The organism is Arthrobacter sp. P1_B11, assembly GCF_056406715.1.
In genome coordinates this window covers 58,416-84,613 of sequence record NZ_JBFTZQ010000019.1, presented here as the reverse complement: position 1 = coordinate 84,613, position 26,198 = coordinate 58,416, and the positions used below count along the sequence as shown (strand labels likewise).

23 protein-coding genes are annotated in these 26,198 nt (G+C 65.6%); 10 read left to right on the top strand and 13 right to left on the bottom strand.

The annotated features are described in order from the left end of the window. Both AC1D14_RS15360 and AC1D14_RS15355 read left to right on the top strand, forming a co-directional pair. The coding region (locus AC1D14_RS15360; protein ID WP_476968730.1) for an aldehyde dehydrogenase family protein at positions 1–285 on the top strand (285 nt) is incomplete at its 5' end. Positions 286–348: 63 nt separating this feature from the next. Beyond that, a complete protein-coding gene (locus tag AC1D14_RS15355) occupies positions 349–936 on the top strand; it encodes an adenylate kinase (protein WP_230118614.1) in 588 nt (195 codons plus the stop codon). 65 nt (positions 937–1,001) lie between these two features. On the opposite strand, the gene AC1D14_RS15350 is transcribed toward AC1D14_RS15355, so the two are convergent. Beyond that, positions 1,002–1,685, bottom strand: a complete 684-nt coding sequence (locus AC1D14_RS15350; protein WP_290369750.1) for an NADPH-dependent F420 reductase — start codon at positions 1,683–1,685, stop codon at positions 1,002–1,004. Positions 1,686–2,197: 512 nt separating this feature from the next. Between AC1D14_RS15350 and AC1D14_RS15345 the strand changes: the two genes are divergently transcribed. Next, the gene (locus AC1D14_RS15345; RefSeq protein WP_476968729.1) at positions 2,198–2,422 is read left to right on the top strand and encodes a hypothetical protein; all 225 of its coding nucleotides are present in this window, start codon (positions 2,198–2,200) and stop codon (positions 2,420–2,422) included. Positions 2,423–2,492: 70 nt separating this feature from the next. On the opposite strand, the gene AC1D14_RS15340 is transcribed toward AC1D14_RS15345, so the two are convergent. Together AC1D14_RS15340 and AC1D14_RS15335 are read right to left on the bottom strand one after the other, a co-directional pair. After that, entirely contained in the window at positions 2,493–8,030 is a 5,538-nt protein-coding gene (locus AC1D14_RS15340) for a peroxidase family protein (protein WP_476968728.1), read from the bottom strand. 366 nt (positions 8,031–8,396) lie between these two features. Further along, on the bottom strand, positions 8,397–9,416 hold the full coding sequence (locus AC1D14_RS15335) for a matrixin family metalloprotease (RefSeq protein ID WP_476968727.1): 1,020 nt from the start codon (positions 9,414–9,416) through the stop codon (positions 8,397–8,399). A gap of 379 nt (positions 9,417–9,795) precedes the next feature. On the opposite strand from AC1D14_RS15335, the gene AC1D14_RS15330 reads away from it, so the two are divergent. Next, positions 9,796–9,990, top strand: coding sequence for a hypothetical protein (locus AC1D14_RS15330; protein WP_230118561.1), 195 nt, complete (start codon positions 9,796–9,798; stop codon positions 9,988–9,990). 94 nt (positions 9,991–10,084) lie between these two features. Here the strand turns inward: AC1D14_RS15330 and AC1D14_RS15325 are convergent, their stop codons facing one another. After that, positions 10,085–10,726, bottom strand: a complete 642-nt coding sequence (locus tag AC1D14_RS15325) for an NADPH-dependent F420 reductase (protein WP_476882191.1) — start codon at positions 10,724–10,726, stop codon at positions 10,085–10,087. Between the two features lie 195 nt (positions 10,727–10,921). Between AC1D14_RS15325 and AC1D14_RS15320 the strand changes: the two genes are divergently transcribed. After that, on the top strand, positions 10,922–11,524 hold the full coding sequence (locus AC1D14_RS15320) for a DnaJ family domain-containing protein (RefSeq protein ID WP_476968726.1): 603 nt from the start codon (positions 10,922–10,924) through the stop codon (positions 11,522–11,524). On the opposite strand, the gene AC1D14_RS15315 is transcribed toward AC1D14_RS15320, so the two are convergent. Genes AC1D14_RS15315 through AC1D14_RS15305 form a run of 3 tightly spaced genes read right to left on the bottom strand, consistent with a single transcriptional unit; the run spans position 11,521 to position 14,631 of the window. Further along, a complete protein-coding gene (locus AC1D14_RS15315) occupies positions 11,521–11,850 on the bottom strand; it encodes a DUF6221 family protein (protein ID WP_230118567.1) in 330 nt (109 codons plus the stop codon). The genes AC1D14_RS15320 and AC1D14_RS15315 overlap by 4 nt on opposite strands. 40 nt (positions 11,851–11,890) lie before the next feature. Continuing rightward, positions 11,891–12,814, bottom strand: coding sequence for an NUDIX hydrolase (locus tag AC1D14_RS15310; protein WP_476968725.1), 924 nt, complete (start codon positions 12,812–12,814; stop codon positions 11,891–11,893). Then, a complete protein-coding gene (locus AC1D14_RS15305) occupies positions 12,811–14,631 on the bottom strand; it encodes an ABC transporter ATP-binding protein (protein ID WP_476968724.1) in 1,821 nt (606 codons plus the stop codon). The genes AC1D14_RS15310 and AC1D14_RS15305 overlap by 4 nt, the downstream gene beginning before the upstream one ends. 335 nt (positions 14,632–14,966) lie before the next feature. Here AC1D14_RS15305 and AC1D14_RS15300 point away from each other — a divergent pair, with 335 nt between their 5' ends. Together AC1D14_RS15300 and AC1D14_RS15295 are read left to right on the top strand one after the other, a co-directional pair. Continuing rightward, positions 14,967–15,323 carry a hypothetical protein gene (locus AC1D14_RS15300; protein ID WP_230118571.1) on the top strand — a complete coding sequence of 119 codons (357 nt, stop codon included), beginning with the start codon at positions 14,967–14,969 and terminating at the stop codon, positions 15,321–15,323. 121 nt (positions 15,324–15,444) lie between these two features. Next, positions 15,445–16,371 carry a cation diffusion facilitator family transporter gene (locus AC1D14_RS15295; RefSeq protein WP_230118573.1) on the top strand — a complete coding sequence of 309 codons (927 nt, stop codon included), beginning with the start codon at positions 15,445–15,447 and terminating at the stop codon, positions 16,369–16,371. A gap of 64 nt (positions 16,372–16,435) precedes the next feature. Here AC1D14_RS15295 and AC1D14_RS15290 read toward each other — a convergent pair whose 3' ends face one another. The 3 genes from AC1D14_RS15290 to AC1D14_RS15280 all read right to left on the bottom strand — a co-directional run bounded on the left by AC1D14_RS15290 (position 16,436) and on the right by AC1D14_RS15280 (position 18,989). After that, positions 16,436–16,660, bottom strand: a complete 225-nt coding sequence (locus AC1D14_RS15290; protein ID WP_230118575.1) for a hypothetical protein — start codon at positions 16,658–16,660, stop codon at positions 16,436–16,438. Positions 16,661–16,866: 206 nt separating this feature from the next. After that, entirely contained in the window at positions 16,867–18,732 is a 1,866-nt protein-coding gene (locus AC1D14_RS15285; protein WP_476876310.1) for a Na+/H+ antiporter, read from the bottom strand. Positions 18,733–18,839: 107 nt separating this feature from the next. Continuing rightward, positions 18,840–18,989, bottom strand: coding sequence for a hypothetical protein (locus AC1D14_RS15280; RefSeq protein WP_230118577.1), 150 nt, complete (start codon positions 18,987–18,989; stop codon positions 18,840–18,842). 241 nt (positions 18,990–19,230) lie between these two features. On the opposite strand from AC1D14_RS15280, the gene AC1D14_RS15275 reads away from it, so the two are divergent. Further along, a complete protein-coding gene (locus AC1D14_RS15275; protein WP_230118578.1) occupies positions 19,231–19,842 on the top strand; it encodes an NADPH-dependent FMN reductase in 612 nt (203 codons plus the stop codon). Here the strand turns inward: AC1D14_RS15275 and AC1D14_RS15270 are convergent. Further along, a complete protein-coding gene (locus AC1D14_RS15270) occupies positions 19,834–20,628 on the bottom strand; it encodes an IclR family transcriptional regulator domain-containing protein (protein ID WP_230118579.1) in 795 nt (264 codons plus the stop codon). The genes AC1D14_RS15275 and AC1D14_RS15270 overlap by 9 nt on opposite strands. Positions 20,629–20,837: 209 nt before the next feature. Here AC1D14_RS15270 and AC1D14_RS15265 point away from each other — a divergent pair, with 209 nt between their 5' ends. Both AC1D14_RS15265 and AC1D14_RS15260 read left to right on the top strand, forming a co-directional pair. Further along, entirely contained in the window at positions 20,838–22,166 is a 1,329-nt protein-coding gene (locus AC1D14_RS15265) for an MFS transporter (RefSeq protein WP_230118580.1), read from the top strand. Positions 22,167–22,347: 181 nt separating this feature from the next. Next, positions 22,348–23,280, top strand: coding sequence for a threonine/serine dehydratase (locus AC1D14_RS15260; RefSeq protein WP_230118581.1), 933 nt, complete (start codon positions 22,348–22,350; stop codon positions 23,278–23,280). A 111-nt stretch (positions 23,281–23,391) separates the two neighbouring features. Here the strand turns inward: AC1D14_RS15260 and AC1D14_RS15255 are convergent, their stop codons facing one another. Both AC1D14_RS15255 and AC1D14_RS15250 read right to left on the bottom strand, forming a co-directional pair. Then, the gene (locus AC1D14_RS15255; RefSeq protein ID WP_476968723.1) at positions 23,392–24,924 is read right to left on the bottom strand and encodes a carboxyl transferase domain-containing protein; all 1,533 of its coding nucleotides are present in this window, start codon (positions 24,922–24,924) and stop codon (positions 23,392–23,394) included. Between the two features lie 2 nt (positions 24,925–24,926). Continuing rightward, positions 24,927–26,165 (bottom strand): CaiB/BaiF CoA transferase family protein, encoded by a 1,239-nt coding sequence (locus tag AC1D14_RS15250; protein ID WP_230118583.1) that lies wholly within the window; start codon positions 26,163–26,165, stop codon positions 24,927–24,929. Positions 26,166–26,198: the final 33 nt, after the last annotated feature.

Genomic DNA, 26,198 nt, shown 5'->3' with positions numbered 1-26,198 from the left:
TTCAGCGACTACAACGACGCCATGGGCATCGCCAACGACACCCTCTACGGGCTCGGCGCCGGCGTCTGGTCCCGCAACGGCAACGTCGCCTACCGCGCCGGCCGCGAGATCCAGGCCGGCCGCGTGTGGGTCAACAACTACCACGCCTACCCGGCCGGCGCCGCGTTCGGCGGCTACAAGTCCTCCGGCATCGGACGTGAAAACCACGCCATGATGCTGGACCACTACCAGCAGACCAAGAACCTCCTGGTCAGCCACTCCGAGAACAAACTCGGGTTCTTCTAGACCTGCTTCAGGACCAAACACAAGTTTTCACCGGCACCACGAAGGGTTACTTGAATGACGAGAATGCTGATTATTGGCCCGCCCGGCTCGGGCAAAGGAACGCAGGCGGAACGGATCTCGGAACGCCTCGGCGTTGTTGCGATCTCAACCGGCGACATCTTCCGCGCCAACGTCAAAGGGGAGACGCCCCTCGGCGTTGAAGCCAGGAAGTACATGGACAACGGGGATTTCGTTCCGGACAGCGTCACCAACGAGATGGTGCGCAGCCGTCTCAGCCAGGATGACGTCGGCCACGGCTTCCTCCTTGACGGCTACCCCCGCACGACAGCGCAGGTGGGCTACCTTGACTCGATCCTCGCCATCAGCGGGCACAAACTGGACGTCGTCCTGCAGCTGACGGCTGACGACGGGGAACTGGTCACCCGCCTGCTGGGCCGTGCCAAGGAAACCGGCCGCAGCGACGACACCGAAGCCGTGATCCGGCACCGGCTGGACCTGTACCACGGGCAGACCGAAGCGGTGGTGGCGAAGTATGTGGAGCGCGGCATCCTGACACAGGTTGACGGCCTCGGCCGGATCGACGAAGTAACCGACAGGGTCATGAGCACTATTGATAATCCTTTGAGGATTTCCGTCGTCAGTGGATCTTAGTCCCGCGTCGCCGTCGCCCGCCGGACGTGTTACGGCCCAGCGGGGCGATCTTGCGCCGGCTGCTTCTACTTGGTGACCTGCAGCCCAGTGTCCCAGTTGAAGTCGGCGAACTCGGGGTTGGCCTGCATGGTCATGAGGACGAACTGGAATCCTTCGAGTTCGCGGGCGCGCTTGAGCGGGCCGACAACCAGGGGGCGCATGCCGCCGGCGCTGACGAAGCTGCTGACAGCAGCGTTGGCGTCGGCGTTGTCTCCGGAGACGAAGACATCCAGGGGCCGGCCGCCCGATACCCCGGCGACCAGGGTGCCGGCGAAGGTGGTGTTGAAGGCCTTGACCACGTTCGAGCTTGCCGGGACGAGCTTGGCAATTTCCTCGGCCGCGGAGGTGCCGGGCTCGACCACCAGGGAGTCAAAGGTTTCGAAGTTCACCGGGTTGGTGATGTCCACGATGGTCTTGCCGGCCAGGGTGTGGCCTAAGGCGGTGACCACGGATTTTGCGGCCTCGAACGGGACGGCCAGGACCACGATGCTTCCCTGCGGAGCGTCCGCGGTGGTGCCGAAGGTGACGCCGGCGCCGAGTTCGCGGGCCAGTTCCTGCGCTTTGGCGGCGTCCTGCCCGAGGATCTCTACGCTCTGGCCTCCGGCCAGGGCGCGAGTGGCGATGCCTCGGGCCATGTTGCCGTTGCCGATGATGGTGATGTTCGTCATGGTGGTCTTCTTTCCGAATATGCGGGCCAGGAGGGTTTTCATCAGATTCTGTTCTGCTGGAGGATCAATACTTGAAGCTACAACTAAATCTACATCCAGAAAGTTGAAGCGTCAAGTGCCTTTGGAGCGGAGCCACATGCCGTCGTCTTGCGGTGGCATGTGAGCTTCTGGATACAAAGCTGAAACGTTCAGTCGACGCCATGAAACAAGCTCTGGCTACGCTAATTCCTACTTGTAAAACGTGATCCGCGTGACGCATCGAAAGGAATAACAATGCTTCGGAGTAGCTTGAGCCTGTTTCTCAGTTCCCGCCAGAAAGATGGAAGCCGTCAATCCGGCGAAACCAGTGCTGTCGCTGAGTTCCCCCAGGGTCAGCTGACGTCCACCGCTTGGGAAGGCTGGTGGCACAACCCGGCACAAGCCTGACGAGGCCGTTAGGGCCATCCGCGCCTGGTCTGAGCCCGGCGGCTTACCCTTCCATCCCGGTTATTATTTGGATATTTTCAGCGGCCCAGTAGGCTGACCGAAAACAGCCAGAGTCAAGGAAGGTGGAAATGACCAGATTAAGCAGAGGTGTGGACGGTGTCCAGGTCCGGGAGGCCTTAGGCCGCGCGGAGCGGAAACTCCGATCCACCCGCCAGGCCTCCAGGACCGCATGGCTGATCGCCGGTATCGTGGCCGCCGCCGTCACCGGATCGGTGATCGTGTGGCAGGTCCTGGACCGCAGCGGGGAACCTGAGGCGACTCCGGATCGAAAAGCCCCGACAGAGCACATGTGACCAGACGCAAGAGAACGACGGCGGGAGGTTCCCGCCGTCGTTCTCTTGTGATGAGGCCCCTCGCTGGTGCCTAGAGGGCGGATCCCGTGGTGAACACCCACGTGCGGGTGACGAACGGGTTGCCCGCGAGGTCGCGGACGGCTCCTGTGCCGCCGGTTATCGTGACCCGGTACTGCGTGTTGGCCAGGAGGGTGGCGCCTGGGTTGATGGTCAGGGTTTGGTTCGCGGTGCTGAAGCCGAGAGCCGCCGTGACCCCTGCGCCGTTGGATACCCGGGTGACCGTCACTGTCGCCGCCGAGATGCCGGTGACGTTCTCACTGAACCGTGCCGTGATGTTGGCATTGCGGCGGGCCCCCGTGGCGTTGATGCCCGGAGTTACCGAAACCATTGTGGGTGCCGGTCCCGTAGTGAACTGCCACGACGTGAACGCGATCGTATTGCCGGCCGTGTCACGGATCGAGGACATCGATGCCGTGTAGGTACGGTCCGGCAGGAGGTTCCCGTTCGGATTCAGCGTCGCCGTCCGGGTGGCGTTGTTGTACGTCACTGCGGCGGGGATCGGGGTTGCCGAACCGTTGAGCCGCAGGACGACAGTGCCGGTGCTGACATTTGCGACTGGTTCACTGAATGTCGCTGTCACGTTTCCGGACTGGCTGACCGAGCGGGCACCTGAGGCAGGTGTCCTGGCCGTCACCGTCGGGGCCACAAACTCCGTGCGCGGCGTTGCCAGTGCGGACCGGGCGGAGGCCGGGCCGGTGCCCACGGAGTTGATCGCCGCAACATCAAAGGTGTAGCCGGTTGCATTGATCAGGGTTCCCATCACCGTGCTGGTGACGTTGGCAACCGTCGTCGTGCGCGTCGGCGTGGTGCTCGTGCCGACGTAGGTGCGTACAACGTATCCGGTGACCGCAGAGGCATTGGCGACCGGCCCTGGCGCGGACCAGTTGACAGTGACCTGGGCGTTGCCCGGAGTGACGGCCCCCATGACCGGTGCTGCGGCGACTACCGCTGCACTGGGAGTCACGGCATTGGACAGAGCGGAGAAGGCACTCGTGCCGAGGTCGTTCGTTGCCGACACCTGGAACCGGAACGCGGCTCCGTTGGTCAGCCCGGTGACAACCAGGCTCGTTGCGCCGGCCGGTGCAGTGCGAAGGGCACCGACCTGGGCGCCGGCTGCGTCCACGACCTTCACTGAGAAGCCGGTGGCAACGCCGCCAGCCCCGGGGGTGAAGTTGACCGTAGCCTGGCCCGCTCCTGCTGCTGCTGCCAGGCCGATGATCGGGGCCGCGGGGGCAACGGTGTCGGAGAAGACAAGCCGTTCGATGTTCCGCAGCGTATCCGTTCCATCGGCGCCGACGTTGTCGGTGACCGTGGTGGTTGACCCCGCCGAGCCAACGGTGCCGTCGCCGCCGGTGGTGGTAACGGTGTAGTTGGCCTGCGGTCCGGAGAAGACCGCGGAGTCGATGTTGCCTGCGGTGTCCGCCGCGGTTGGTGTGATGACCTCCCGGACGGCGACCAGGTTGCCCGGGTCGATGACACCGGCAGCGACGTCCGCTTCCAGGGTGTGGGTGTTGCCCGCCTGGTAGGTGTGCTCCATGAGGTCGGTGCTGCCGATTTCAGTGGCCGGGTCGGCCGGGTTGGTCCGCACGCTGATGCGTACCTGGACATACCGGTCACCGTCGATCACGTCGTTGGCACCGCGGCCTTCGATGCTGTCGCTGCCGAGGCCGCCGAGGAGGATGTTGCCGTCTCCCCAGACTGGTCCGTCGAGGGGGCAGGCCCCCATGGCGGATGCCGCTTCCACCGGGGCGAGCGGGGTGCTCGGAGCGGGGAGGAGGTTACCGAGGCCGGCGATGCGGTCGATGCCCGTCTGGTCGAGGACGTCGCAGCCGCTAAAGCCTGCGCCGCCCACGGCACTGGGCACTACATCGTCGCCCTTGATGACATCGTTGAACGCCGAACCGGAGTTTGCTTCCGTTTCCTGCCAGCGGTCGCGGTTGACCACCAGCTGGAGGGGGACGCCCGCCAGGTTCTGGTTGATCTTCATGTCATCGTTGGCCCCGACGGTGTCGTACTGGTGAATCGCCCAGTCGAATCCCGCGGCGCCGGCGAACCGGTCAATAGCGGCGTTGGCGGCCATGACGTCGTCGCCGCCTTCAGCGTCGTAGTCGTTTTCGCCCACCTGGCCCACCATGATGTCATTGCCCGGTTTGGTCTGGGCAGGGTCGTCGAAGAACGGTGCGCCGTGGTCGCCCTGGAGCAGGTCCTGGCCTGAGCCGCCCTGGATCCAGTCGTCCCCGCCGTCGCCGAACACGGCGTCTGCACCGTCACCGGCCCGCACGAAGTCGTTGCCGGGTCCGGCGAACGTCTCATTGTCGTTGGCTCCGCCATTCATGAAGTCCTGGCCGTCGCCGCCCATCATGATGTCGTCGCCGATGCCGGCGTTCGTGTAGTCGTTGCCGGGACCGCCCTTGAGGACGTCGGCGCCGGACAGGTCCGTGATGCGGTCATTGCCGTCGCCGCCCAAGGCAACGTCATCACCGCCCTGGCCCTCAATGACGTCATTGCCTGCGTTGCCCCAGATCGTGTCGTTGTCGTTGCCGCCTGCTACCCGGTCCGCCGCGGCGGTGCCGTTGTAGACCGACTGGCCGTTGATGCCGGACGGATCGACGGTGTTCTTTTCCTGGTACTGGATGGTGCCGTCCGGCTTGCGCAGGAGCAGCAGGTTTTCATTGCAGTCAGGGGTGGAAGGATCGTCAGCGACAGAGGGTCCGGAAGCGAGGTAGCCCTCCGGAGTGCCGGCGAGGTTGCTCAGCTGGAACTTGCAGTCGGCCGTCGCGAAGACGTCGGCTTTCAGCGTGTTCGTGCCGTCGGTGTTGCGCATGATCATCTCGGCGAAGCTGTTTCCTTCGAGCTGGGTGCGCAGGTTCATGCCGGGCGTGCGGGCCAGGTAGTACAGCCGGTCGCCGTTCTGGAGATCGGTGAGCTGGTTCTCAAACACGTAGTTGAAGGTGCTGCCGAGCAGGCCGCCGAAGAGGTTGGTCTTCTCCGCGAGGCCGCCTACCCACAGGTCCACCTTGTTCAGGCCGGTCTCGTGGTTGGCCCACGCTCCGGTGCTGTTCATGAAGTCCATCATGTCGGCGGTGGGAGGCGTGGCGCCGGGGCCCGGGTCCACGATGGCCTTGGCAGCTGCCCGCTTGTCAGCCAGTGTTGCTGCACCGGTGATGCTCGGGTAGGTGCCGTAGGCCGCAACGAAGTTGATCAGCGACTCGGGGTGCTTGATGTTCTGGCCGAAGTCAGCCCAGCTGGTGTAGGGGGTGAGCTGGCCGTCCCCGGTTGAGTCGTGGATCTGGCGGCGCACCTCGTTGAGGGGAGGAACGCCGGCTTCCCGGGCGCGGGTCATGTTGATCGTTGCCAGGTCCAGGGGCAGGCCGAGCAGGTTATTGCGAAGCGTGTCGGTCACGAATTCGTCGAGTTCGTTGCCCGTTTGGTCGCTCATGCCCATAACGACTGCGCCTGCGGCCTGCTCCGAGGTGAGCTCGCCGGCGGTGCCGCCGTCCCTGTACGAGGGCGGGTTGAGGAAACCGTTCAGCAGCGGGATCGAGTTGTCGCTCCCGTCCGGGTTGGTGCGGGCGATGGTCTCGGTCAGCATCGAGTGGCCGAACCGGTAGACCGCGTGCGCGAACTCGGCGTGGATCGCCGGGTTGATGTCCGTGTGGTAGACGTGGAAAGGCTGGATCGCGGGCTGGACCTTGCGGGCGAATTCCTCGAACACCAGGTGCTGGTACTCCATCTCGGTGACGAAGCGGGCGGCCTGGAACAGGCGCTCGCCGTTCCAGCCGTCAGGCGTGCCCAGAGCTAATTTCCACTCGGCCAGTGCCGCGACGCCCTTGACCGAGGTGTCGTTGGTCAGGGTGTTCTTGAAGTCCTCCACCAAACGGTCATGCTCGGAGTGGAAAACCTGGTGGATGGTGCTCAGGCCGATGTTTTCGTTGACGCGGCCGTCGCCGGCGGTGAAGTGCGCGTTCAGCATCTCGTCGTCATAGGTGCCCGGAGGCTGGCTGGCGAAATCGGCCGAGGCGACGTTGTCCGCGTCAGGCACCGGAGCCACCGGCGGGGTGGATGGGTTGTGGTCAGTGTCCTGCGGGGACGGGTCCGCGTTGTGGGCGATGTCCGTCAGGAACGGAGTGTCGAAGTAGAGCACGTTCGACGGGACCAGAGTGCCCAGGTTGCCATTGTCGGCGCGGTTGGCCTCAACCAGTCCCGTTGCCGTCACGAACTGCGGAAGCCCGCGTGCGGGACCGGGGACGAACTTGCCGTACGGGTCGACTTCGATCTGGGGGACGTTCAGCACGTCCTTGTCGAGCAGCTGGATACCAAGAAGCTTCGAAGCCTGCTCCTTGGTAGTGGCCCAGGTGGCCATGCCGTTAACGGCCTTGGTGCCGGCTTCCCCGCCGAGGAGCTTGCCCGTCGAGACCGGCTTGCCGTCTGCGTTGTCCACGTATTCCCGCAGGAACACCTGGTGGGAGGGGTGGGAGGTGTAGGTCTGGGACTGGTCCACGTACGGGGAGTCCGTGTTGGTCGCATTCTGTTCATCATCGGCGGTGCCCATGACCCCATCGGGGCCCGGCTGGTTCTGCGCCCGGGTCAGCACCATGAAGCGCTGATTGGCGGGCAGGTCATCCGCGTTGCCGAAGACGTGGTCCGGTCCGGCGACCAGCGGGTCGTCGTCCCGGAGCGGCACGAAGACGTTGCCGCCGCTCTTGACGGTCTGGTCCACGCCGTGGTCAAAGAACTGGCCGAACAGGGTGAACATCGAGTTGTACGGTGGCGACAGCCCGACGTCGGTGGTGACGTTCGGGATGAAGAGCGTGTTGTGCGACGGCACGCATCCGGCGGGAACGCCGTCCACGGGCGGCGTTGCCAGGGGATCGGGGTCGGTGGTGCACGGGTGGACGCCAACATTGCCCTGGGTCCGGACGGGGAAGCCTGCTGCGGCAACGGCGGCGGGGTTGGTGGAGGTCTGGTCCACGATCAGGTTGGAGATGTCACGCGGCTTGCTGTCGAAGACGTTGCCTGTCTTCTGCTTGTAGGAGGTCGGGCCGGCCGGACCGAAACCTGGCGGAACGGGGTCTGCATCATTGAAGACCGGCGTGGTGTAGCGGGGGAACTTCTGGTCAGCGGCGCCGAAGGTCTCGCGGCCGTTGATCAGGTTGTTGCATGAACCGTCGACTGTCCGCAGGCCATAGGAGGTCAGCGCGTCTGGGATCTGGTTGGGGCCCGGCCCGACGAGGGCCCCGCAGGGGCCGGTCTCGGAGGTGGTGTTGGCCACGTGGGCTTCCGCGATCTTGATTTGCTTGAGGATGTAGGCCAGGTCTGAGGCTGTAACGGTGAAACCCTGGCCCACCGGCGCCACCACCGCGTTTGCGTTGACCACGGGGAGGCCCACGGCAATCGGCAAAGCGAGGGCTGTGGCGGCGCTGATGAGCCGGAAGGTTCCGGACCGCGTGCCGCTGCGACTGCGCCGGTGGCTGTGGTTCGGTTGGGGGGCGGGGCCTGCGTGCTTTGCAGTTGCTGCAGGGCCGGATCTTGTGTCTGAGGTTTTCATGGCACACCTGCTGTTTCAAAGGGGATAGGACGCGCTCATCGTGAGGCGGCTCGCTCCGGAAAACCTTGAACAGGAGAGGGGACCCGAACAGGCCCCCTCGGGGGCTGACGGCGCCAAGGTATTCCTAGGTTGGCTCCGTGCTGGCTCCGTGCTGGCTCTGGAAGCGTGTTGACAGGGTGTGCGCAGGCGCGGAAAGACCCCCGCTCCTGCGAATACGCGGATCTCGGGGGCTTTCCTAGCGGCAGGATCAGACAGCCGCGCGGTTGACTGAGCCTGTAATAAAAGCTAAGAACCGTTCCTGAAGATTCGCTGGAAAAAGGGAATTAACAGCCTGTCACTATGGACAGCGGCCAATGACGGCGTCCGTCACAGCTCCGGAACGCACGCTCCAGCGCCGAGGAGAGCCAAACCGGCGCGGTCACCGTCTGCGAATCCCGTGATGTCCGAACCCTCCGGGTACATCAGCTGCTTCGGGTCGTCAACGTGGTCGAGTCCCACAACGTGGCCGAGCTCGTGCATGATGACGGCACGCACATGGGCGGAACCATCGGGCCACTGCAGCATCTCGGTGAGGTCAGGGGCGTCAAGTTCCACCTGGCCCGCGACCAGGACGTAGGGTCGGCCAGGAGTGTAGGCATAGCCGCTTCCACCCAGCCCGTCCACGTCCCCGGCCAGGTCGGGGCTTTCCTCCGGAGTGGACCATCCAATCAGGACCGGGGCCCACCTCTTGCCGTACAGATCGGGCTGGTAGGACTCGCGTTCCTCGCTGGGCGCCTCGGTGGTGCTGCCGTCGTAGACGAACCGCAGCCCGGTTGCGGCTGACACCTCCATGACGGCCTGCTGGATCAGCCGGTCTGCCCCGGGCGGCGCGTTATCCGGCCGGACCACGTAGTGGACGGGGCGGCATGGATCGTAGGCCGCGAACGGCTGGCCGGGGTCGGGGGACTCCTGCAGCTTGTAGGCGCGAGACCCACTGCCCGCCGGCGCCTGGCCCAGCGGAATGTCGGAGGCTTCAACGCCTGGGGGTGGCAGCGGAGCGCCGGGGAGATAGGGGAGGACGGCCGGCAGCACATAGCGTTCGAACAACGCCGGAGTGAAGTACAGGCCCGCCAGCAGGACGAGGCTGCATCCGATGGCCAGCCATCGGCGCCATGGGCGGATTCCGCCAGGCCGCTTGCCCGGGTGGTATGGATATATGTTGTGTCCGGGCATCGGGCCCGAACGCCACGGCAAGGGTTCCTCCAGATTTCCCAGGGCCTCGTCAAGGGCCCATTGCGGGATCCGCCCGCTGGCCGACCGCCGGACCTGCACGGGCCTGCCGTCGGCCGACACGATTACACGGTCCGGGGACGGATCTTCCCACCTGCCGGGGTTCGAACGCTGCATTCGTTCCTCAGTTGAGCCCGGTGGGCCGCCGGCCGGCTTTTGAACGCGCTGGACTAGCGGAGTTATCAAGCATGTTCTTCCCCCATGGAAACGTGGTTGCGGCACCGTGTGATGAGTCACACTAGCAACCGCGTCGCAGGAAAGCCGCAGGGAAGCCGCAGGTTTTGCGTAGATCCGCGCGGTCTGTTCGGCGCCGCGAACCCAAGGGAGCAAGTATCGGCGGCATCGAAAAGTCGGGTACCGCTTACGGGTTCATCCAGATGCGGGTTCGCCGTAGTGTTATTGCATCGGGTGGCCGGGTGTGTGCACGCAGCTTGAGTTGTCTGCACCCGCTGGGCTGGGCGGCCGCCACCTACGTGCCGGAGGGACCGATCCAGTCATGAAAAATATGAGGTCCGAGCTTCCCGCCACCTCTGACTCTGCCACCGCCAGCCAGGAGGTGCCGGATACCACCGGGCAGGCGCCGCGTGCCGACGGCGCTGCCGCTAAAGGCGCGCAGGCAGCCGGCGACCCCCCGGGCGGCGTTACCGTCCCCGCGCGCGAGGCAATCGGAAACTGGCCTGATCCCATGTAGGGGGATCTCAGCCCCATCAAACGTTTGGACGACGACGGCGGGAGGTCCCGCCGTCGTCTGCCCCGTGGGTGCCGCACGGCAACGCGGCCTTTGGTCAGATGGTGCGCGGTGCGCGTGCCAGGTTCGCGGTGAGCTCGGCGGCGGTCTGACGCGCGACGTAGGCCGGGCGGTCCCGTTCCACTCGCCAGCTCTCGGACAGCGGGCCGACGTTCACGGTATCGAAGCCGAATTCGTCGTAGAGCTTTGTCACCAGCTCGCTGGCCTCCGGGAAGTCGCTGGCGGTGGCAAGCGCGCGGCGGTTGGCGGTGCCGGCCGGCGTCCCGTCGGTGGTGATGTCCTTGGCCAGGATGTGGTTGAATCCCTTGGCTACCTTTGACTGGGAGAGGTGCTCCTGAACCAGCCCCGAGGTGGTGGCTTCGCCGTTGTCCAGGGCCGGCATGCGGCCGTCGCGCTCCCAATAGTAGTTGTTCGTGTCGATCACGATCTTGCCCGCAAGTGGCTCCACGGGGATGTCCCGCAGGCTCTTCAGCGGCACTGTGACGACGGCGACATCTCCAGCCGCCGCCGCTTCGGCGGGCGTCGCGGCCCGCGCGCGGGGACCCAGCTCAGCCACCAGGTCCGCCAGGGTTTCCGGTCCGCGGGAGTTGCTGATCACCACGTCGTAGCCGACCTGCACCGCCTTGCGGGCAACCTGGCTTCCAATGTGTCCTGCTCCGATGATTCCTATTGTTGTCATGTCCGGGCCAACACCGGTTCGCGCGCAGATATTTCACCGTTACGCAAGTGCCGCGCCACGCAAGAGGACGACGGCGGATGCCTCCCGCCGTCGTCTCCTGGCCGTCCGCTCCTGCCAGTGCCATTGAAAGGCACGCAGCACGCCGGAATACTGGAAGGCAGGGCTACAACTCGCGGACGAGAACGGTGGTGAACGATGAGCGGCGGGGCAGCCGGCGAGTTCAAGCGCAGGATGGAGCGGCTGTCTGAGATGCGCGCCGTTCGGGGTGCCGGCATCACGGCCGAGGAGGAAGCGGCGCTTGACGCCGCGGAGGAGCAAGAGCGACAGAAACGCAAGAAGGTCTCTGACGCCGCCAGGGTTGAATACCTGATCCGGGACGCCATGGCCCAGGGCAAGTTCGACAACCTGAAATACGCCGGCAAGCCGATCCCCGGCCTGGGGGAGGGATACGACCCCGACTGGTGGGTCAAGGGCCTGATCCAGCGCGAGAACATCACCGGCATGGGACCGAAGGCCATCCTCCTCCGGACCGAGGACGCAGAGCTGGACGCCCGGCTGGATTCCCAGTACTCGGAGAAGCAGGTGCGGGACATCGTGGAGGACTTCAACGCCCGCGTCATCGATGCCCGGCGCCAGCTCCAGGGCGGCCCGCCCGTGATCACCAGGACCCGCGACGCCGACGCCGAGGTTCAGCGCTGGCAGGAGCGGCGGTCCGCCGACGCCGCTGCCGATGCCGACCTGTCCGAGCCGGAACCCCGGCGGCCATGGTGGCGGCGTCTCTGGAGCGGCTCCGGCTAAGCCCGGCCGGTGGTCAGCCAGTCCTGCTCGAAGTCAGGATGGTCGGCGTAGGGCAGAGCCAGGGCGTTCAGGGACAGAGTGGTCCATTCAAGGGCCTCCGGAATCCACTGGGAGCCATCCCCGTACGGGTTGCTGACCAGCGTTGCCAAGGCCGTCTGCCGGGCGGCCTCGATGATGCCGATAATTCTTCGCTTTGCCGCACACTCCAGCAGCAGGCGGTTTTCGTACCACTGGCCCGATTTGGAAAGGGTCCTGTCACTGAGAAGTTTCCGGGCCGCGGCCTCATCCTCGGTGATGCGCTCGGACAGGAATTCGACAATGTCCACAAACCGAGCGTACGCCCCGCCGCAAGGGCGGGACACGGGGCTATGATCCGCTGCCGAAGTCCGATGCAGACAGCGGGAGGTAGTAGGCGGAGTGGTAGCGGCTGTCGTCGCCGGTCACCACCCAGGCCGATCCCTTGCGGACGCGGAAGCGTTTACTCAGCACCGTGCGGTCGTTGCGGATGAGGTGCTCCACAACGCCCGCCATCACGCCCTCATGCGTGCACAGCACGGTTCCCGTCCCGCGGGCCTCTGCCACCAGGTCGAGGGTCGCTGCGATGCTGCCCCCGGTCAGGTGGTCTGAGCGCTCCACTTCGAGGGACTCCTGCCGGGCAAGCTCGGCGACGGTTTCGACGCACCGGGCAGAAGGGGCGGACAGAACCCGATCTATTTTGAACATCGACCCCAAAGCAGCCAGTGTTCGGGCGGCGTATTCACCATTCTCAGCCAGCATCCGGCCGTCATCTGAACTGCCCTCTTCGTTTCGTTTGGTGACTTGCGCGCCGCGGACGAGGAGCAGCATTTTCTCCAGCTCGGGCACCGGGCGCACGCCCAGCTGCATCTGGAGCTGGGTGCCCAGGGAGATGATGGCAGGACGGTCCCGAGGCTCCGTTAAGGTGCGCAGGGCTGCCGGAAGAGACAGCCACCGGACCGCGTCTACCTCGTCGTTGGCAGTAAAGCTGCCTGACTCCATCGCCGCTGCCCAGTAACGGATGGTTTTGATCCTGTTCTTGCTGTCTTCATACCGGATGCTGGGCAGTTCCGCGCCAAGACGGCACTCAAAGCCGGTTTCCTCCAGCACTTCCCGTGCCGCACATTCCCTGCCCGATTCTCCCGGCTCGGCTTTGCCCTTGGGGATGGACCAGTCGTCATGGGCAGGCCGGTGGATCAGGAGGACTTCGAGGGCGCCCTTGCGACCGATCCGCCAGGGCAATGCACCGTAGGTGGGGGGCTTGAGCGTGCTCATGCGCTGGCCTCCGTTTGTACCAGGGCCAGGGCCGGGGTTTCCCGTGAATGCTGAAGTTCATCCAGCCGGCTGTAGAGACCGCCGGATGCCACAAGATCCCCGTGGCGGCCGCTTTCCACAATCCGGCCGTGGTCGAGGACGTAAATGTGGTCGGCTCGCTTAAGCGTGGACAGCCTGTGGGCAATGACGATCACCGTGCGTCCGGCCATGAGCCGGTCGAGCCCACGCATGACGTACTGCTCGGAAATCGCATCCAGGCCCGACGTCGGTTCATCGAGGATGACGATGGGGGTGTTCCGCACGAGTGCGCGGGCGATCGCGATGCGCTGACGCTGTCCGCCGGAGAGCGAAACGCCGCGCTCTGCCACCGGCGTGTCGTATCCCTGCGGGAGGTTCCGGACGAACTCGTCCACATGGGCCGCCTCAGCCGCCGCAAACACCTGCTCGCGGGTGACTCCCTCGGATCCGTAGGCGATGTTGTCGTAGATCGTCCCGCGAAACAGGATGGATTCCTGCAGCACCATAGAAATCTGCCTGCGGACGGTGGCGAGCTGCAGGTCCCGCACGTCCAGCCCGTCGAGAAGCACAGACCCCTGTGTGGCGTCGTAGAGACGGGGAATCAGGCTGACCAGCGACGATTTTCCGGCACCCGTGGGGCCCGTGATGGCCACCAGGCTGCCCGGCTCGGCCGTGAGGTCAATACTGTGCAGGACATCGTGCTGCCCCTGATAGCCGAAGCTGACCCCACGCAGCTCCACGCCGCCGTTCAGCCGCGGGGCAGGGCGGGCGTCCGGCTTGTCGAAGACGGCCGGCGCCGTGTCAAGGATTTCCTGGATGCGCTCGGCACTGGCCTGGCCGCGGCTGATCACGGTTGTCAGTTTCGCCAGGGACTTCATCGGCGAATACAGTGCCTTGAGGTATGCGATGAACACCAGCAACAGGCCGAGTGTCATGGTTCCATCCAGCACCCGCTGGGCGCCGATCCAGAGCACCAGTACTGTTCCCAACGTCGCGATGACATCGACCAGCGGCGAGAACAATGACTGAAGCCGTATGACCCTCAGTCCTGCGTTCATCCGTCCGTCATTCCGTGACCGGAAGTCCTCCTCATGGCGTGCTTCGCTGGTGTAGGTCTGCATTACCCGCACGGACGCGAACGTCTCCGACATCGCCGCCGCTATGTCGCTGTCCTTGCTGCGTGCCTCCCGGGAGGCCTTCTTGATGCGGCGCCGGTAGAAGAGCACCGTCACGAACAGCAACGGTGCCACTGCCATCCCGATCAACGCGAACGCCGGGTCGACGAGTACGCAGATGGTGGTGACAAACCCCAGAATGAACACGTTGGGAAGCAGCACGGAAAGCATGGACACCATGAGCGAGCGGACGTAATCAACGTCCGTGGTGGTTCGTGTGACCAGGTCCCCCAGCCGTTGCTTGTCGTGGAATGACAGGGACAACCGCTGCAGGTGGGTAAAGACGTCGGCGCGGATGGCCGCCATGGTCTTTTCGCCGACGCCGTTGAGGATCCGGGTCCCCAGATAATCCGCCGCGGCATTCATCACTGTCATGGTGAGAAGCGCCGATGCGGCGAGAAGGAGCAACTGGAGCGGGCCGAGCCCGGCGAGCCCCAGGTACGCCGCCGTCGGATCCGGCTTGGAATTGCCCCGGGGCTGCAACACGTCGTCAACGATGATCTTCATTGGCCAGGGCAACGCCACTTCCATTGCGGCGACGAAAATAACCAGCAGTGCGCCGCCGCCCATTGCCCAGGCGTGGGGCGTGATAGCCCGCCGAAAACGCCAAAACGTGAGAAACATGTGTCCCCCTAAAGTAGACCTGCGGCATCCAAGGAGAGCCGTGCCGCCTAGCTGCAGAGCGGAAGCCGGAGCATTTTCACCCGGCCTTGCCGCAAGCCGGCCCGTATGTGGGCCGGCACCGCTCCATCCCGAGTGGAGCTTCTTTGGTGCGCTCCAATATCCACGAGGGAGCTTGGGGAAAACGCTGTCAGAGCTTGGGGAAATCCTGTTTGGGTCTGAAGGGTCCCCCAAATTAGGCAGTATCGGCTAATTGGGGGCTTACAAGCGGACCTGCAAGGACTAGCGTTTCTTTCGTAGGACACTGCCTCCCGTTCCTCACGACCAAAGGAGCTTCCATGGGTGACGTGTGGATCCGCACGATCAGCCAGAGCCTGGTTCGTGCCGATAAGGTCACGGAAATTGCCTCGACCCGCGGATCCGTCCATGAGGAACAGGGATATTCGCTGAAGGTCATCGTGGAAGGCAAAGCACACTTCCTGATCGACAACAGCGACCTCCTGGGCAGCCTGGCCGAACGGCTGGAGCACGCACGCCACATGGAGGACGCACTGTTGCTTGCCATGGATGCCGCGCGGGACGCGGAGGCGTCTGTGGTGGTCTGCTACGAACAGGACGGCGAACGCTGGGTCCTCTCGACGGCTTCGGAACTTGCCGGCGGACTGACCTCAGAGGGCCTCGGATTCGGCAGATGACCGGGCCGAACGGACTGCACAGACACCTGAGAATGGCCCGGCCCTAGGTGGCGGGAGCCGTGTTGGGTACGGTGGGCTTCATGGCCCACACCATCGGATCCGGGAAGCCGGTTCAGGGCGCATGACCGTGATCATCGCCTTCGTGGCGAATCTTCTCGTTGCCGTCGCCAAGACCATTGCCGCGCTCCTGACCGGCTCAGCGTCAATGATCGCCGAGTCCGCCCACTCGTGGGCGGACACCGGAAACCAGATTTTCCTGCTGCTCGCCGAGAAAAAGTCGAAGAAAAAGCGCGACAAGGCCCACCCGATGGGCTACGGCCGGGAGGCCTATGTCTGGTCCATGTTCGCGGCTTTCGGCCTGTTCACGGCCGGGGCGGTGGTGTCGATCATGCACGGCGTGCAGCAGATTTTCGCGCCAGAGCCGGCCGGTGACTTTGGCATCGCCTACGCCGTCCTTGCGGCCGCGTTCGTGCTGGAGGGTGTGTCCTTCATCCAGGCGTTCCGGCAGGCGCGGAAGGCCGCAAGGGATCTCGACCGGAACACTCTGGAGCAGGTGCTCAAGAGCTCCGATCCCACCCTGCGTGCCGTCTTCGCGGAGGATTCGGCAGCGCTCATTGGCCTGGTCATTGCGTTCGGCGGGATCTTCCTCCACCAGGTCACTGGATCGCCGCTTCCGGACGCCGCAGGATCCATCCTCGTGGGACTCCTCCTCGGTGTCGTTGCCGTGGTCCTGATCGACAGGAACCGCCGTTTCCTCGTGGGACAGGGCGTGAGCCCCGACATCGAGGAGTCCATGGGGCGCCGGATCCTGGAACACGCGGAGATCGAGCGGATCACGTACCTGCATGTCGAATTCGTGGGGCCGCGCAAGCTATACGTGGTGGCGGCCGTGGACATGACGGGTGACCGTCCCGAGCGCGAAGTGGCCGTGGCGCTGCGCCGGATAGAGCGCGACCTTGAGGACCACGACACGGTGGAGGAGGCCGTGCTGACCCTCGCCACACTGGATGAGCCCAGCCTGACTTTCGGCGCCGGTTCTTCCCGCTAGGGAACGGACGACGGCGGGACCGCCCGCCGTCGTTCTCTTGCGTAGAACGCGGATGCCATACCCTCTAGTGACCTGCGATGCCCTCGGCCTCGTGGGGCCCCACGAATTCGCAGGAACCATGATGGCGCTCCGGCAGGATGCAGGTCCGGCCGGTGGCCATATGGACGTTGCCGCACCGTCCCGAACGGGCCACGTCCTCGCGGACGTGGACGCTTCTCAGGTCGGGGCGCTCGCGGCTTTGGTCGAGCGGACGGACGTATTGGGAATTGCGGTGCTCATGACTGTTCATGCCTGCGTGACTCCTCGTTGAGTAGCTGCCCCCAGTAGCGAAAGGCCAGTCGTGTGGACTCTCTGTCGCGTGGACTCTATGTATCAAGTCTCACGCCGCTATGTTAACGCCGGATTACGGGAGTGTTAGTACCTGTTTTTTAAGAAGCCCACGCCCAGCGGGCCGTCCGGCGCTCCGGAAAGGAGTATGAGTACCTGTTTCAGGGGTCACCCCAGGAGGTCGTCCACATAGCACCAGCGCCAGCCCTCGCCAGGTTCGATGCTGCGCATGGCCGGGTGGCCCGTCTCCTCAAAGTGCCTGGAGGCATGGGTGCCGGGCGAGGAATCGCAGCAGCCCACGTTCCCGCACTCCAGGCACATCCGCAGGTGCACGGTTGGGGTGCCTTCGCGGACGCACGCCTCGCAGTAAGGGTTCCGCGGGACTGCGGGGTCGGGCGCCGATTCCAGGTGATCGCAGCCGCCGCCGGGCCGGGCAGTGCGCGCTGAGCCGGTGACGTCCTGCTCGTCGAGGGTGGCGTCGAGCATGGACTCTTCAACGTCCAGCCGTTCCAGGACTTCGCTGAGGACCTCGTGGGCGTACTCGCCGCCTCGCCGCAGGTCCAGCACTTTGGCACGTTCCGCCTCCAGCATGGCTAGCCGCAGCTGGGCGTACCGCTGGCTGGGGGTGGCCGTTTCCGACGTAGGCCGGCCCAGCCGTTCCCACGCCGCCAGCCCCCGCTCCTGCGTCCGCCGCTTGAGCATCGCCACCACCTCAGGCGGATCCTCCTCCGTCCGCAGTTCGTGCAGCTTCTCCACGCCCGCGGCCGTGGCCTGCTGCATCAGCGAGGCTTGGCTGAGGGCATCCTCTCGCTGGTCCGGGCCCTGGACCCGGAGGAACCTGACCAGGGCGGGCAGGCTGAATCCCTGCGCGGCCAGGGTACCGGCCACCACCACGAGGGCAGCCAAGATCAGCACGGAGCGGTGTTCCAGGGCCTCCGGCAGCGTGAGGACCGCCGCGAGCGTCACCACGCCGCGCATCCCGGCCCAGGAAATGATGGCGGGGAACTGCCACGGCGGTGCAGGATCCGTGCGGGCCACCGCGGGAATGAGCCGGGGCAGATAGGTTGCGGGAAACACCCACACCGGCCGGAGCACCAGCACAGCCAGCAGGATTACCGCGCAGCCTGCCCAGATGCGGGCAGAGCCCAAGGAATCGTCCTGGACGCCGTCGATGATGGTCCGGACCTGCAGGCCGATGAGGAGGAACACAGAGTTCTCCAGCAGGAACTGCACAGTGTCCCAGTTGCTCCGCTGGCTCACCCGGGCTGCGCCGTTCGGCATGGAAGGCGCCTTGGTGCCCATAATCAGGCCGGTGACCACGACCGCCAGCACACCGGAGGCGTGGATCGCCTCCGCCGGAAGGTAGGCAACGAAAGGTGCCATCAACGACGTCGAGGTGTTGATGGCGACGTTGCGGATCCGCAGCCGGAGCTGGGTGAGCACATAGGCCGCCGCGAGGCCCACCACCAGTCCTCCGCCTGCCGCCAGGATGAAGTCTCCGGCGATTTCCGCCGCGGACACAGTTCCGGAGAGTGCCGCGACGGCGGCGCGGAGGCACACCAGCGCGGTGGCATCATTAACCAGCGATTCGCCTTCCAGGATGCTGACGATCCTGCGCGGCATCCCCACTTTGCGGGCGATGGCGGTGGCCGCCACGGCGTCCGGCGGCGCCACCACGGCGCCCAGGGCGATGGCGGCAGCCAGCGGGATCTCGGGAAACAGCCAATGGACAACCAATCCCACGGCGATGGTGCCGAAGATGACGTACCCCACGGACAGCAGCGCGATGGCGCGGCGGTTGGAGCCGAAGTCAAAGAGGGATGTCCGCAGGGCGGCCGCATAGAGCAGCGGCGGGAGTAGCCCCACCAGGACCAGCTCCGGGTTCAGCTCGATTCTCGGAACGAAGGGCAGGAAAGAACCAACCACTCCGGCCAGGACCAGCAGCAACGGAACAGAAACGTTGATTTTCCTGCCCAGCGCACTGCCGGCGCACACCACCGCCACCAGCACGAGCAGTCCCAGAGCGACGTCCATGCGGCTATTCTCTCAGCTCAGGTTTTGGCACGGGTGCCAGTTCCCGCTGCCGTTTCGCCCCGGGGGAACGGCCCGACGGCGGCGGTCCGCTTTGTTGGCAATGCCCCCTAAGTTTTCTTGAGGGGCGCGTCCGCGATGTCCGCGCCTTCGGCGGGGTCCTGCGAGTGCATGCGGATGTCAGTAGGGTCGGCCGTTTCATCCCCTTCGGCAGGGGCCTCGCTGTGGATGCGCTGCATCCCTTCCAGGTTCTCAGTCATGACTGCCGCTCCTCTGCTGGCGTTGTGTGCTGTAGGTCATCACCTAATGTTCATCTAGCTCCTGCATTCGCGGACTGTCAAGAACCTTCCCTCCGCTCTGGCCGCGGATATTCTTCTGTGCTGAACTGTGTGTTGAGTCGTGCCCGCACCATCCACTCACCGCCCACAGCAGCGCCCGAAGCAATGTCCAAAGCACCGTCGGCCAGCCGGTTCCTGCCGGCTGTTGGGAAGGATCATCACCATGGCAACGTACAAGATCGGCTACTTCGTCGGAAGCCTTGCAAGCGGTTCGATCAACCGCACGCTGTCCAAGGCGCTCATCAGTCTCGCCCCGGAGGAGCTTGAGTTCACGGAGATTCCCATCAGGGACCTGCCGCTCTACAGCTACGACTACGACGCCGACTTCCCGCCGGAAGCGCGGGCGCTGAAGGAAGCCATTGACGGATCGGACGGCATCCTCTTCGTGTCCCCTGAATACAACCGTTCCATTCCGGGAGCACTCAAGAACGCCATCGACTGGGGCTCACGCCCTTGGGGGACCAACTCCTTCGCGCGGAAGCCCACCGGGATCATCGGCGCCTCACCCGGCAGCATCGGCACCGCGGTGATGCAGTCCTCCATGCGCGCCGTGCTGAGCTTCCTCGACGCTCCCCAGCTCAACGCCCCCGAGGCCTATGTGAAGTTCAATCCCGAGGTCTTCGGAGCCGACGGGGAGGTCAAGGACGAGTCCACCGCCGCGTTCCTCCGGCACTACATGGAGGAGTACTGCGCGTTCGTCCAGCGGGTCCTAGCGGCCAATGCGCCCGGGCACATCGGCGACCTGGAGCCCGACGCCGAAAAACTGTCACGCTGAGGCGGTGGTGCGCCTGCCTGCAGTCCGGCCGTCGTAATCCAGGCCGATCTGGCGGGCAGCCTCCTGCAGGAGGGGCACAACTGTCTGTTCGATGGTGTCCGGGGGCGCGCGGTGGGTTTGCAAAGAGACATTCACCGCTGCAACAACGCCGCTCCCGCACCAGACGGGCACGGCGACGCCACGCAGGCCTTCTTCCAGTTCCTGCGAAACCATGGACCACCCTTTCGCCCTGGCCAGGTCTACTTCGGACCGTAACTGGTCGAGGCTTCCGATCGACCGCTCGGTGAAGCGCTGCAGCTGAACCGAGTCGAAGTAGGCATTCAGCTCCGGGTCCGACAGTGCCGCCAGAAGCACGCGCCCCATGCTGGTGGCCCAGGCGGGAAATCTGGTTCCCACGCTAATAGAGACATTGAGAAGCCTGGGTGACGCTATGCAGGCGACATAGACCACCTCCGTGCCGTCAAGAATGCACAAAGAGGTAGTTTCATTGAGTTCTGCGGCCAGGGACCGCAGGTGCCGCTCGGCAATGTCCGGGATAGACAGGTTCGCAAGAAATGAGGAGCCGACCTCCAGTGAGCGGGCCGTCAAGGTGAAGTGGGGGCCGTCGGCACGCAGGTAGCCGAGATCGGTCAAGGTCAGCAGGAAACGCCTGGCCGAGGCGCGGGTCATGTCCGCCTTCGCGGCGATCTGAGTCACGGTCAGGCGTGGCGTATCCGGGGCGAAGGCCCGCAGCACGTCAAAGGCCTTCTCGACCGACTTCACGAAGTACGTCGGATGCTCCTCCATGAACTCCTGCAATCCCTAGAAAACACTCGGGCACCCTGCGGGTGCTGAAGCAAACAGGGTTGCACCGAGCATATCGGAGTCATTGTGATGTCCCTCACCGTGCGGTAATCTATTTCTAGTCGCATAACGCACAGAAGTTCGCTAGTCGAACAAAACTGCATTTCCCACCCATCTAAACCACCGTCTTTCAGTGTGGAAGGACCATCAGAATGACCAACCTCGTAAACGGCTCCACAGCCACGGCAGACCCGGTGCAGCTCAAGCGGGCCAGGAAGGCGGCCCTGGCTGCGTTCCTGGGCGGCGCGCTGGAGTACTACGACTTCTTCATCTACGCCACCGCGGCCTCGCTGGTCTTCTCCAAGATCTTCTTCCCGGCCGGCAACCCCACCGTGGCCCTGATTGCCTCGTTCGCCACTTTCGGCGTGGCCTATGTCGCGCGGCCGTTCGGCGCGGTGGTCTTCGGCCATTTGGGCGACAAGATCGGCCGCAAGAACACCCTCGTGCTGACGCTGGTACTGATGGGATCGGCAACGTTCCTCATCGGCGCGCTGCCTGACTTCGCCACCGCCGGCTACTGGGCGCCTGCCCTGCTGGTGCTGCTGCGCCTCATGCAGGGACTCTCCGCGGGCGCGGAAACGGCGGGCGCCTCGGCCCTGTCTACCGAAGAAGCCCCGGAAGGGCGCCGCGGCTTCTTCGCCAGCTTCGCCATGAGCGGCATTTCCGCCGGCATCGTCCTGGCTTCCCTGGCGTTCCTGCCCGTGGCCGCGATGAGCGAAGTGGACCGCCTCGCCTGGGGCTGGCGCATTCCGTTCTGGCTGTCCATCATCGTGCTTATCGTCGCTTACCTGGTCCGCCGTTCCCTCGACGAGCCCGAGGTCTTTGAGGAAAAGCACGACCACGGCGAACTCGTGAAACTCCCGTTCGCGAAGATGTTCAAGACCCACCCGGCACAGTTCTTCCAGGTGGCCCTGATGTCCTTCGAAACCGTCACCAACACCTTCATGCAGTCCTTCGGCCTCGCCTACGCCGTGTCCGTCGGGGTCCCTGCCTCCACCATGCTTTGGGTCAGCATCGCCGGCAATGTCCTGGCCATGTTCACCCAGCCGCTCATGGCGCACCTCTCCGACCGGTTCGGCCGCCGACCCATCTTCATCGCCGGCGTCCTCGGCTCCGGTGCGATGATCTTCGTGTACTTCTCGGTCATCTCCACCGGCAACATTCCGATGATCTTCCTCACCAGCACCCTGATCACCGCCGGGACCTACGCGATGTCCAACGCCATCTACCCGGCCTGGTTCTCCGAGCTGTTCAACGTCAAGGTCCGCTACTCCGGCATGGCCATCGGCCTGCAGGTGGGCATCCTCTGCGCCGGCTTCACCCCGCTGCTCGGCACCGCCCTCGTCGGCGCCGAAAAGGCGAACTGGGGCCCCGCCGCCTGGATCGTTGCAGCGTCCTCACTGCTCGCCGTCGCCGGCGCCTTCTGGGCCCGCGAAACCAACAAAATCCCGCTCCGCGAACTCGGCAACCCCGTCCGCTAGCGGCAACCCCGGGATGGATCGGGTTGCGGAATGCCGCGGCCCGATCCACCGCCACGTGAAGGCCGCTTCATCCACCACGAAAACCCGCCCTCGGGGCCACGGGGTAGCGTAGCGTCGGCAGGCGCATTCAGCTGGCGCCTGCTCCTGCCAGTCCGGCCCGAGCGAACGAGGTACAGCACTGATGATCACCCGAGCCGACGTTGATGAAGCCACAGCGCGGATTGCCGGGCTGGTGCGTCGCACGCCGGTCATGGCGGCCGACGCCGGAAGCCTTCCCGGTGCGGTCTGGCTGAAGTGCGAGTTCATGCAGCACACTGGCACGTTCAAGGCCCGGGGGGCCTTTAACCGCGTGCTGGCCTGCAGGGAGCGCGGCGAGTTGAAGGACGACGTCGGCATAGTCGTGGCGTCCGGTGGCAATGCCGGCCTCGCCAACGCCTATGCCGCCGCCAGGGCGGGAGTGCCGGCTGCGGTCTTCGTTCCGGAGTCCGCCCCTGCGGTGAAGGTCAGGAAGCTCAGGGAGACGGGGGCTTCAGTCATCCAGCGCGGCGCGGAATACGCGGAGGCCTATGATGCCGCGATGGCCTATGCGGGTGAGACGGGTGCCGTCTACTGCCACGCCTACGACCAGCCGGAGATAGTGGCCGGTGCAGGCACTGTCGGCTCGGAACTCCTCGAACAGGTGCCGGACGTGGACACGGTGCTGGTCGCCGTCGGCGGCGGTGGACTCATGGGCGGCATCGCCGCCGCGGTAGAAGGCCGGGCGAGGGTGGTGGGCGTGGAGCCCGCCAGCGCACCGACACTTCATGCCGCCCTGGCGGCCGGGAAGCCGGTGGATGTGGCTGTTTCGGGAATCGCCGCAGACTCGCTCGGCGCACGCAGGATTGGAACGATCGGCTTTGAGGTGGCCGTGCGGACGGGCGTCCGGAGCGTTTTGGTGTCCGACGACGAGATCGTCGCCGCGCGCTCCCAGCTGTGGGCGGAGTACCGCATGGTGGTGGAGCACGGTGCAGCCACCGCCTATGCCGCCCTCAGCTCGGGTGCCTACGTCCCGGCTGCGGGCGAGCGGGTTGCCGTGATCCTGTGCGGCGCCAACACCGATCCCGCCACGCTCTGATCCCGCCACGCTCTGACGTCCGGCCAGGAAGCGCCGGCGAGCACCTGCCGGCCCGGCCAGCAGGTGCAGGCCGGGCCGGTCCGGGCGGGACGGTCCGGTCGGCACCTTTGGTCAGGCCGGGTTGGCGGCCTCGGCCACGAGGCCACCCAGATTGCGGTACTTATCCAGCCGCCGGGGCAGCAGTTCGCTGATCCCTGCGGACGCCAGGGTGGACAGTTCGTACTCGATGGCCTGCCCGAGGCGCTGGCAGAAGGCCTTGCCTTCGAGCGCGGCGTCGCTGCGTTCGTCCACAATGTGGTCCACGAGGCCGTTGGCGTACAGGGATGCCACGCTGACGCCCTGGGCCTCGGACATGGCCGGCGCAAAGTCGGTGCTCCGGTGGACGATGGCACTCGCGCCTTCGGGCGGGAGCGGGGACAGCCAGGCGTGCTGGGCCGCGATGGTCCGGTCTGCCGGCAGCAGGGCCAGCGCCCCGCCACCGGCCCCCTGGCCGAGCAGCACGGATACCGTGGGGGAGTTCAGGCCGATGAGGTCGTGCAAGGACCTGGCAATTTCGCCGGCCAGGCCGCCTTCTTCGGCCTCCTTGGACAGTGCGGCGCCGCCGGTGTCGATGACCGTCAGGAGCGGTAGCCCCAGCTCCTCGGCCAGCCGCATGCCCCGGCGCGCTTCACGCAGGGATGCCGGTCCCATGGCCGTCTGCTGTGAGGGCCGCGGCCGGGTGTGGCCGATCACCACACAGGACTTTTGGCCGAAGCGGGCCAGCGCCAGCAGCAGTCCCGGATCCTTTTCGCCCTGGCCGGTGCCGTTGAGCGGCAGCACGTCCCTGGCCCCGTACGCGAGCAGCTGCCGCAGGTCCGGTCGCCGCGGGTTGCGCGAGATTTCGATCGATTCCCAGGCGCCGGCGCCGGAGGGTTTTACGGACAGGGTCCGCGGCGGACTGACGCGCGGATGCGGGCCGGTGACAAGTATGCCCAAGGCGCGGTCAACGACGTCGGACAGCTGCCAGGGCGGGACCACCGCGTCCACCAGGCCCTTGTCGAAGAGGTTTTCGGCGACCTGGACGTTTTCCGGGAACGGTGTGCCATAGAGCGCCTCGTAAACCCGTGGTCCCAGGAAGCCGAGCAGGGCGCCCGGCTCGGCCACCGTGATGTGGCCCAGCGAGCCCCAGGAGGCCATGACTCCGCCGGTGGTGGGATGGCGCAGATAGACGAGGTAGGGCAGTCCGGCCTGCCGGTGCGCCCGGACCGCCGCGCTGATTTTCACCATGGACAGGAAGGCGATGGTCCCTTCCTGCATGCGCGTGCCCCCGGAGGCGGGTCCGGCCAGCAGTGGAAGTCCTTCCCGGGTTGCCCGCTCGACGGCGTTCACGATCCGCTCCGCCGCGGCAAGCCCGATGGAGCCTGCCAGGAATCGGAACTCGCTGACGATAACCGCCACCCGGCGGCCGCGGATGAGGCCTTCCCCGGTCAGGACGGACTCATCCACCCCCGTCCTCTCGCGGGCCGCCGCCAGTTCCAGCCGGTACTCGGGACCCGGGTCAGGGTCCGAGACCGGGGTGTCCCAGCTCCGGTAGGAGCCGGGATCGATCACGGCGGCAATGAGCTCCGTGGCGCCCAGGTGCCGCACCTTCTGTTGTGTCAGCATTCTCAGCGGCCTTCCTGCCCGGAACCTGAGCTGCCGAGGGTTGCCGGAGCCAGGCCCAGCCACTGCCGGATCTGGTCCCCGTCCTGATCCAGCAGCGGCGGGGCTGTGTGCGCCTTCAGCGTTGTTTCGGCGGTGTCGGCCGCGCTGAAGAACCGCAGCGGCGGCCCCGGCAGGCTTACGTTCCCGAGGATCTTGTGCTCGACGTCGATCACGAGCCCCTGCGAGTGGACCTGTTCCCACTCATAGACTTCGTCCAGCGTCCGGACCTTGCCCGCCGGGATTCCGGCCTCGTTGAGCTTGCCGAGCAGCGGTTCGGCCTCGAAGTCGGAGAATACCCGTTCGACCTCTTCGATGACTTTTTCGCGGTTGCGCACCCGGTCCGCGTTGGTGGCGAACTCCGGCCGCGTGGCGTCGATCCCGAAGGTCGAGGCAAACGTGGCCCACAGCTTTTCGCTTCCCACGCTGATCTGGACCCTGCCCTGCCGGCAGTGGAACAGGCCGTACGGCGCGATGGACGGATGGTGGTTGCCCTGCGCCTTGGGGACCTCACCCGCGACCGTGGCCCTGGTGCCCTGGAAGGCATGGACCCCGATCAGTGCCGCAAGAAGGGACGTGCGGACTATCTGCCCCTGGCCGGTGCGTTCGCGTTGAAGGAGTGCCGCGAGGGTGCCGAACGCGCCGTACATGCCGGACAGCAGGTCCGCGATGGGCACGCCCACCCGCTGGGGATCGTCCGGGCCGGAGCCAGTCAGGGACATCAGCCCGGCTTCGCCCTGCAGGATCTGGTCGTAGCCGCTTCGCCGGGACTCCGGACCGTCGTGCCCGAAACCGGTGATGGACAGGACCACCAGCGCCGGATTCAGCGCGTGCATCTCGGCGGCCGAGAATCCCAGCCGGTCCAGTACGCCGGGACGGAAGTTCTCGATCACGACGTCCGCCCGTTCCAGCAGTTCGCGCAGGACCGTCCGCCCGTCGTCGCTCTTCAGGTCGAGGGCAATGGATTCCTTGTTGCGGTTGCACGATAGGAAATACGTGGCCTGGGGATCGTCCTCGGGGCCGACGAACGGCGGCCCCCAGCCGCGCGTGTCGTCTCCGGTGCCCGGGTTCTCGACCTTGATGACGCGCGCGCCGAGGTCGGCCAGCATCATTCCGGCGTGGGGCCCGGCGAGGGCGCGGCTCAGGTCCACCACGAGGTAGCCCGAGAGGGGGCCCTCTGCCTGGGGCGTGAAATCAGTGCTCATGCGGGGTTTCCTTACTTGCTGTACGGGCTTTGC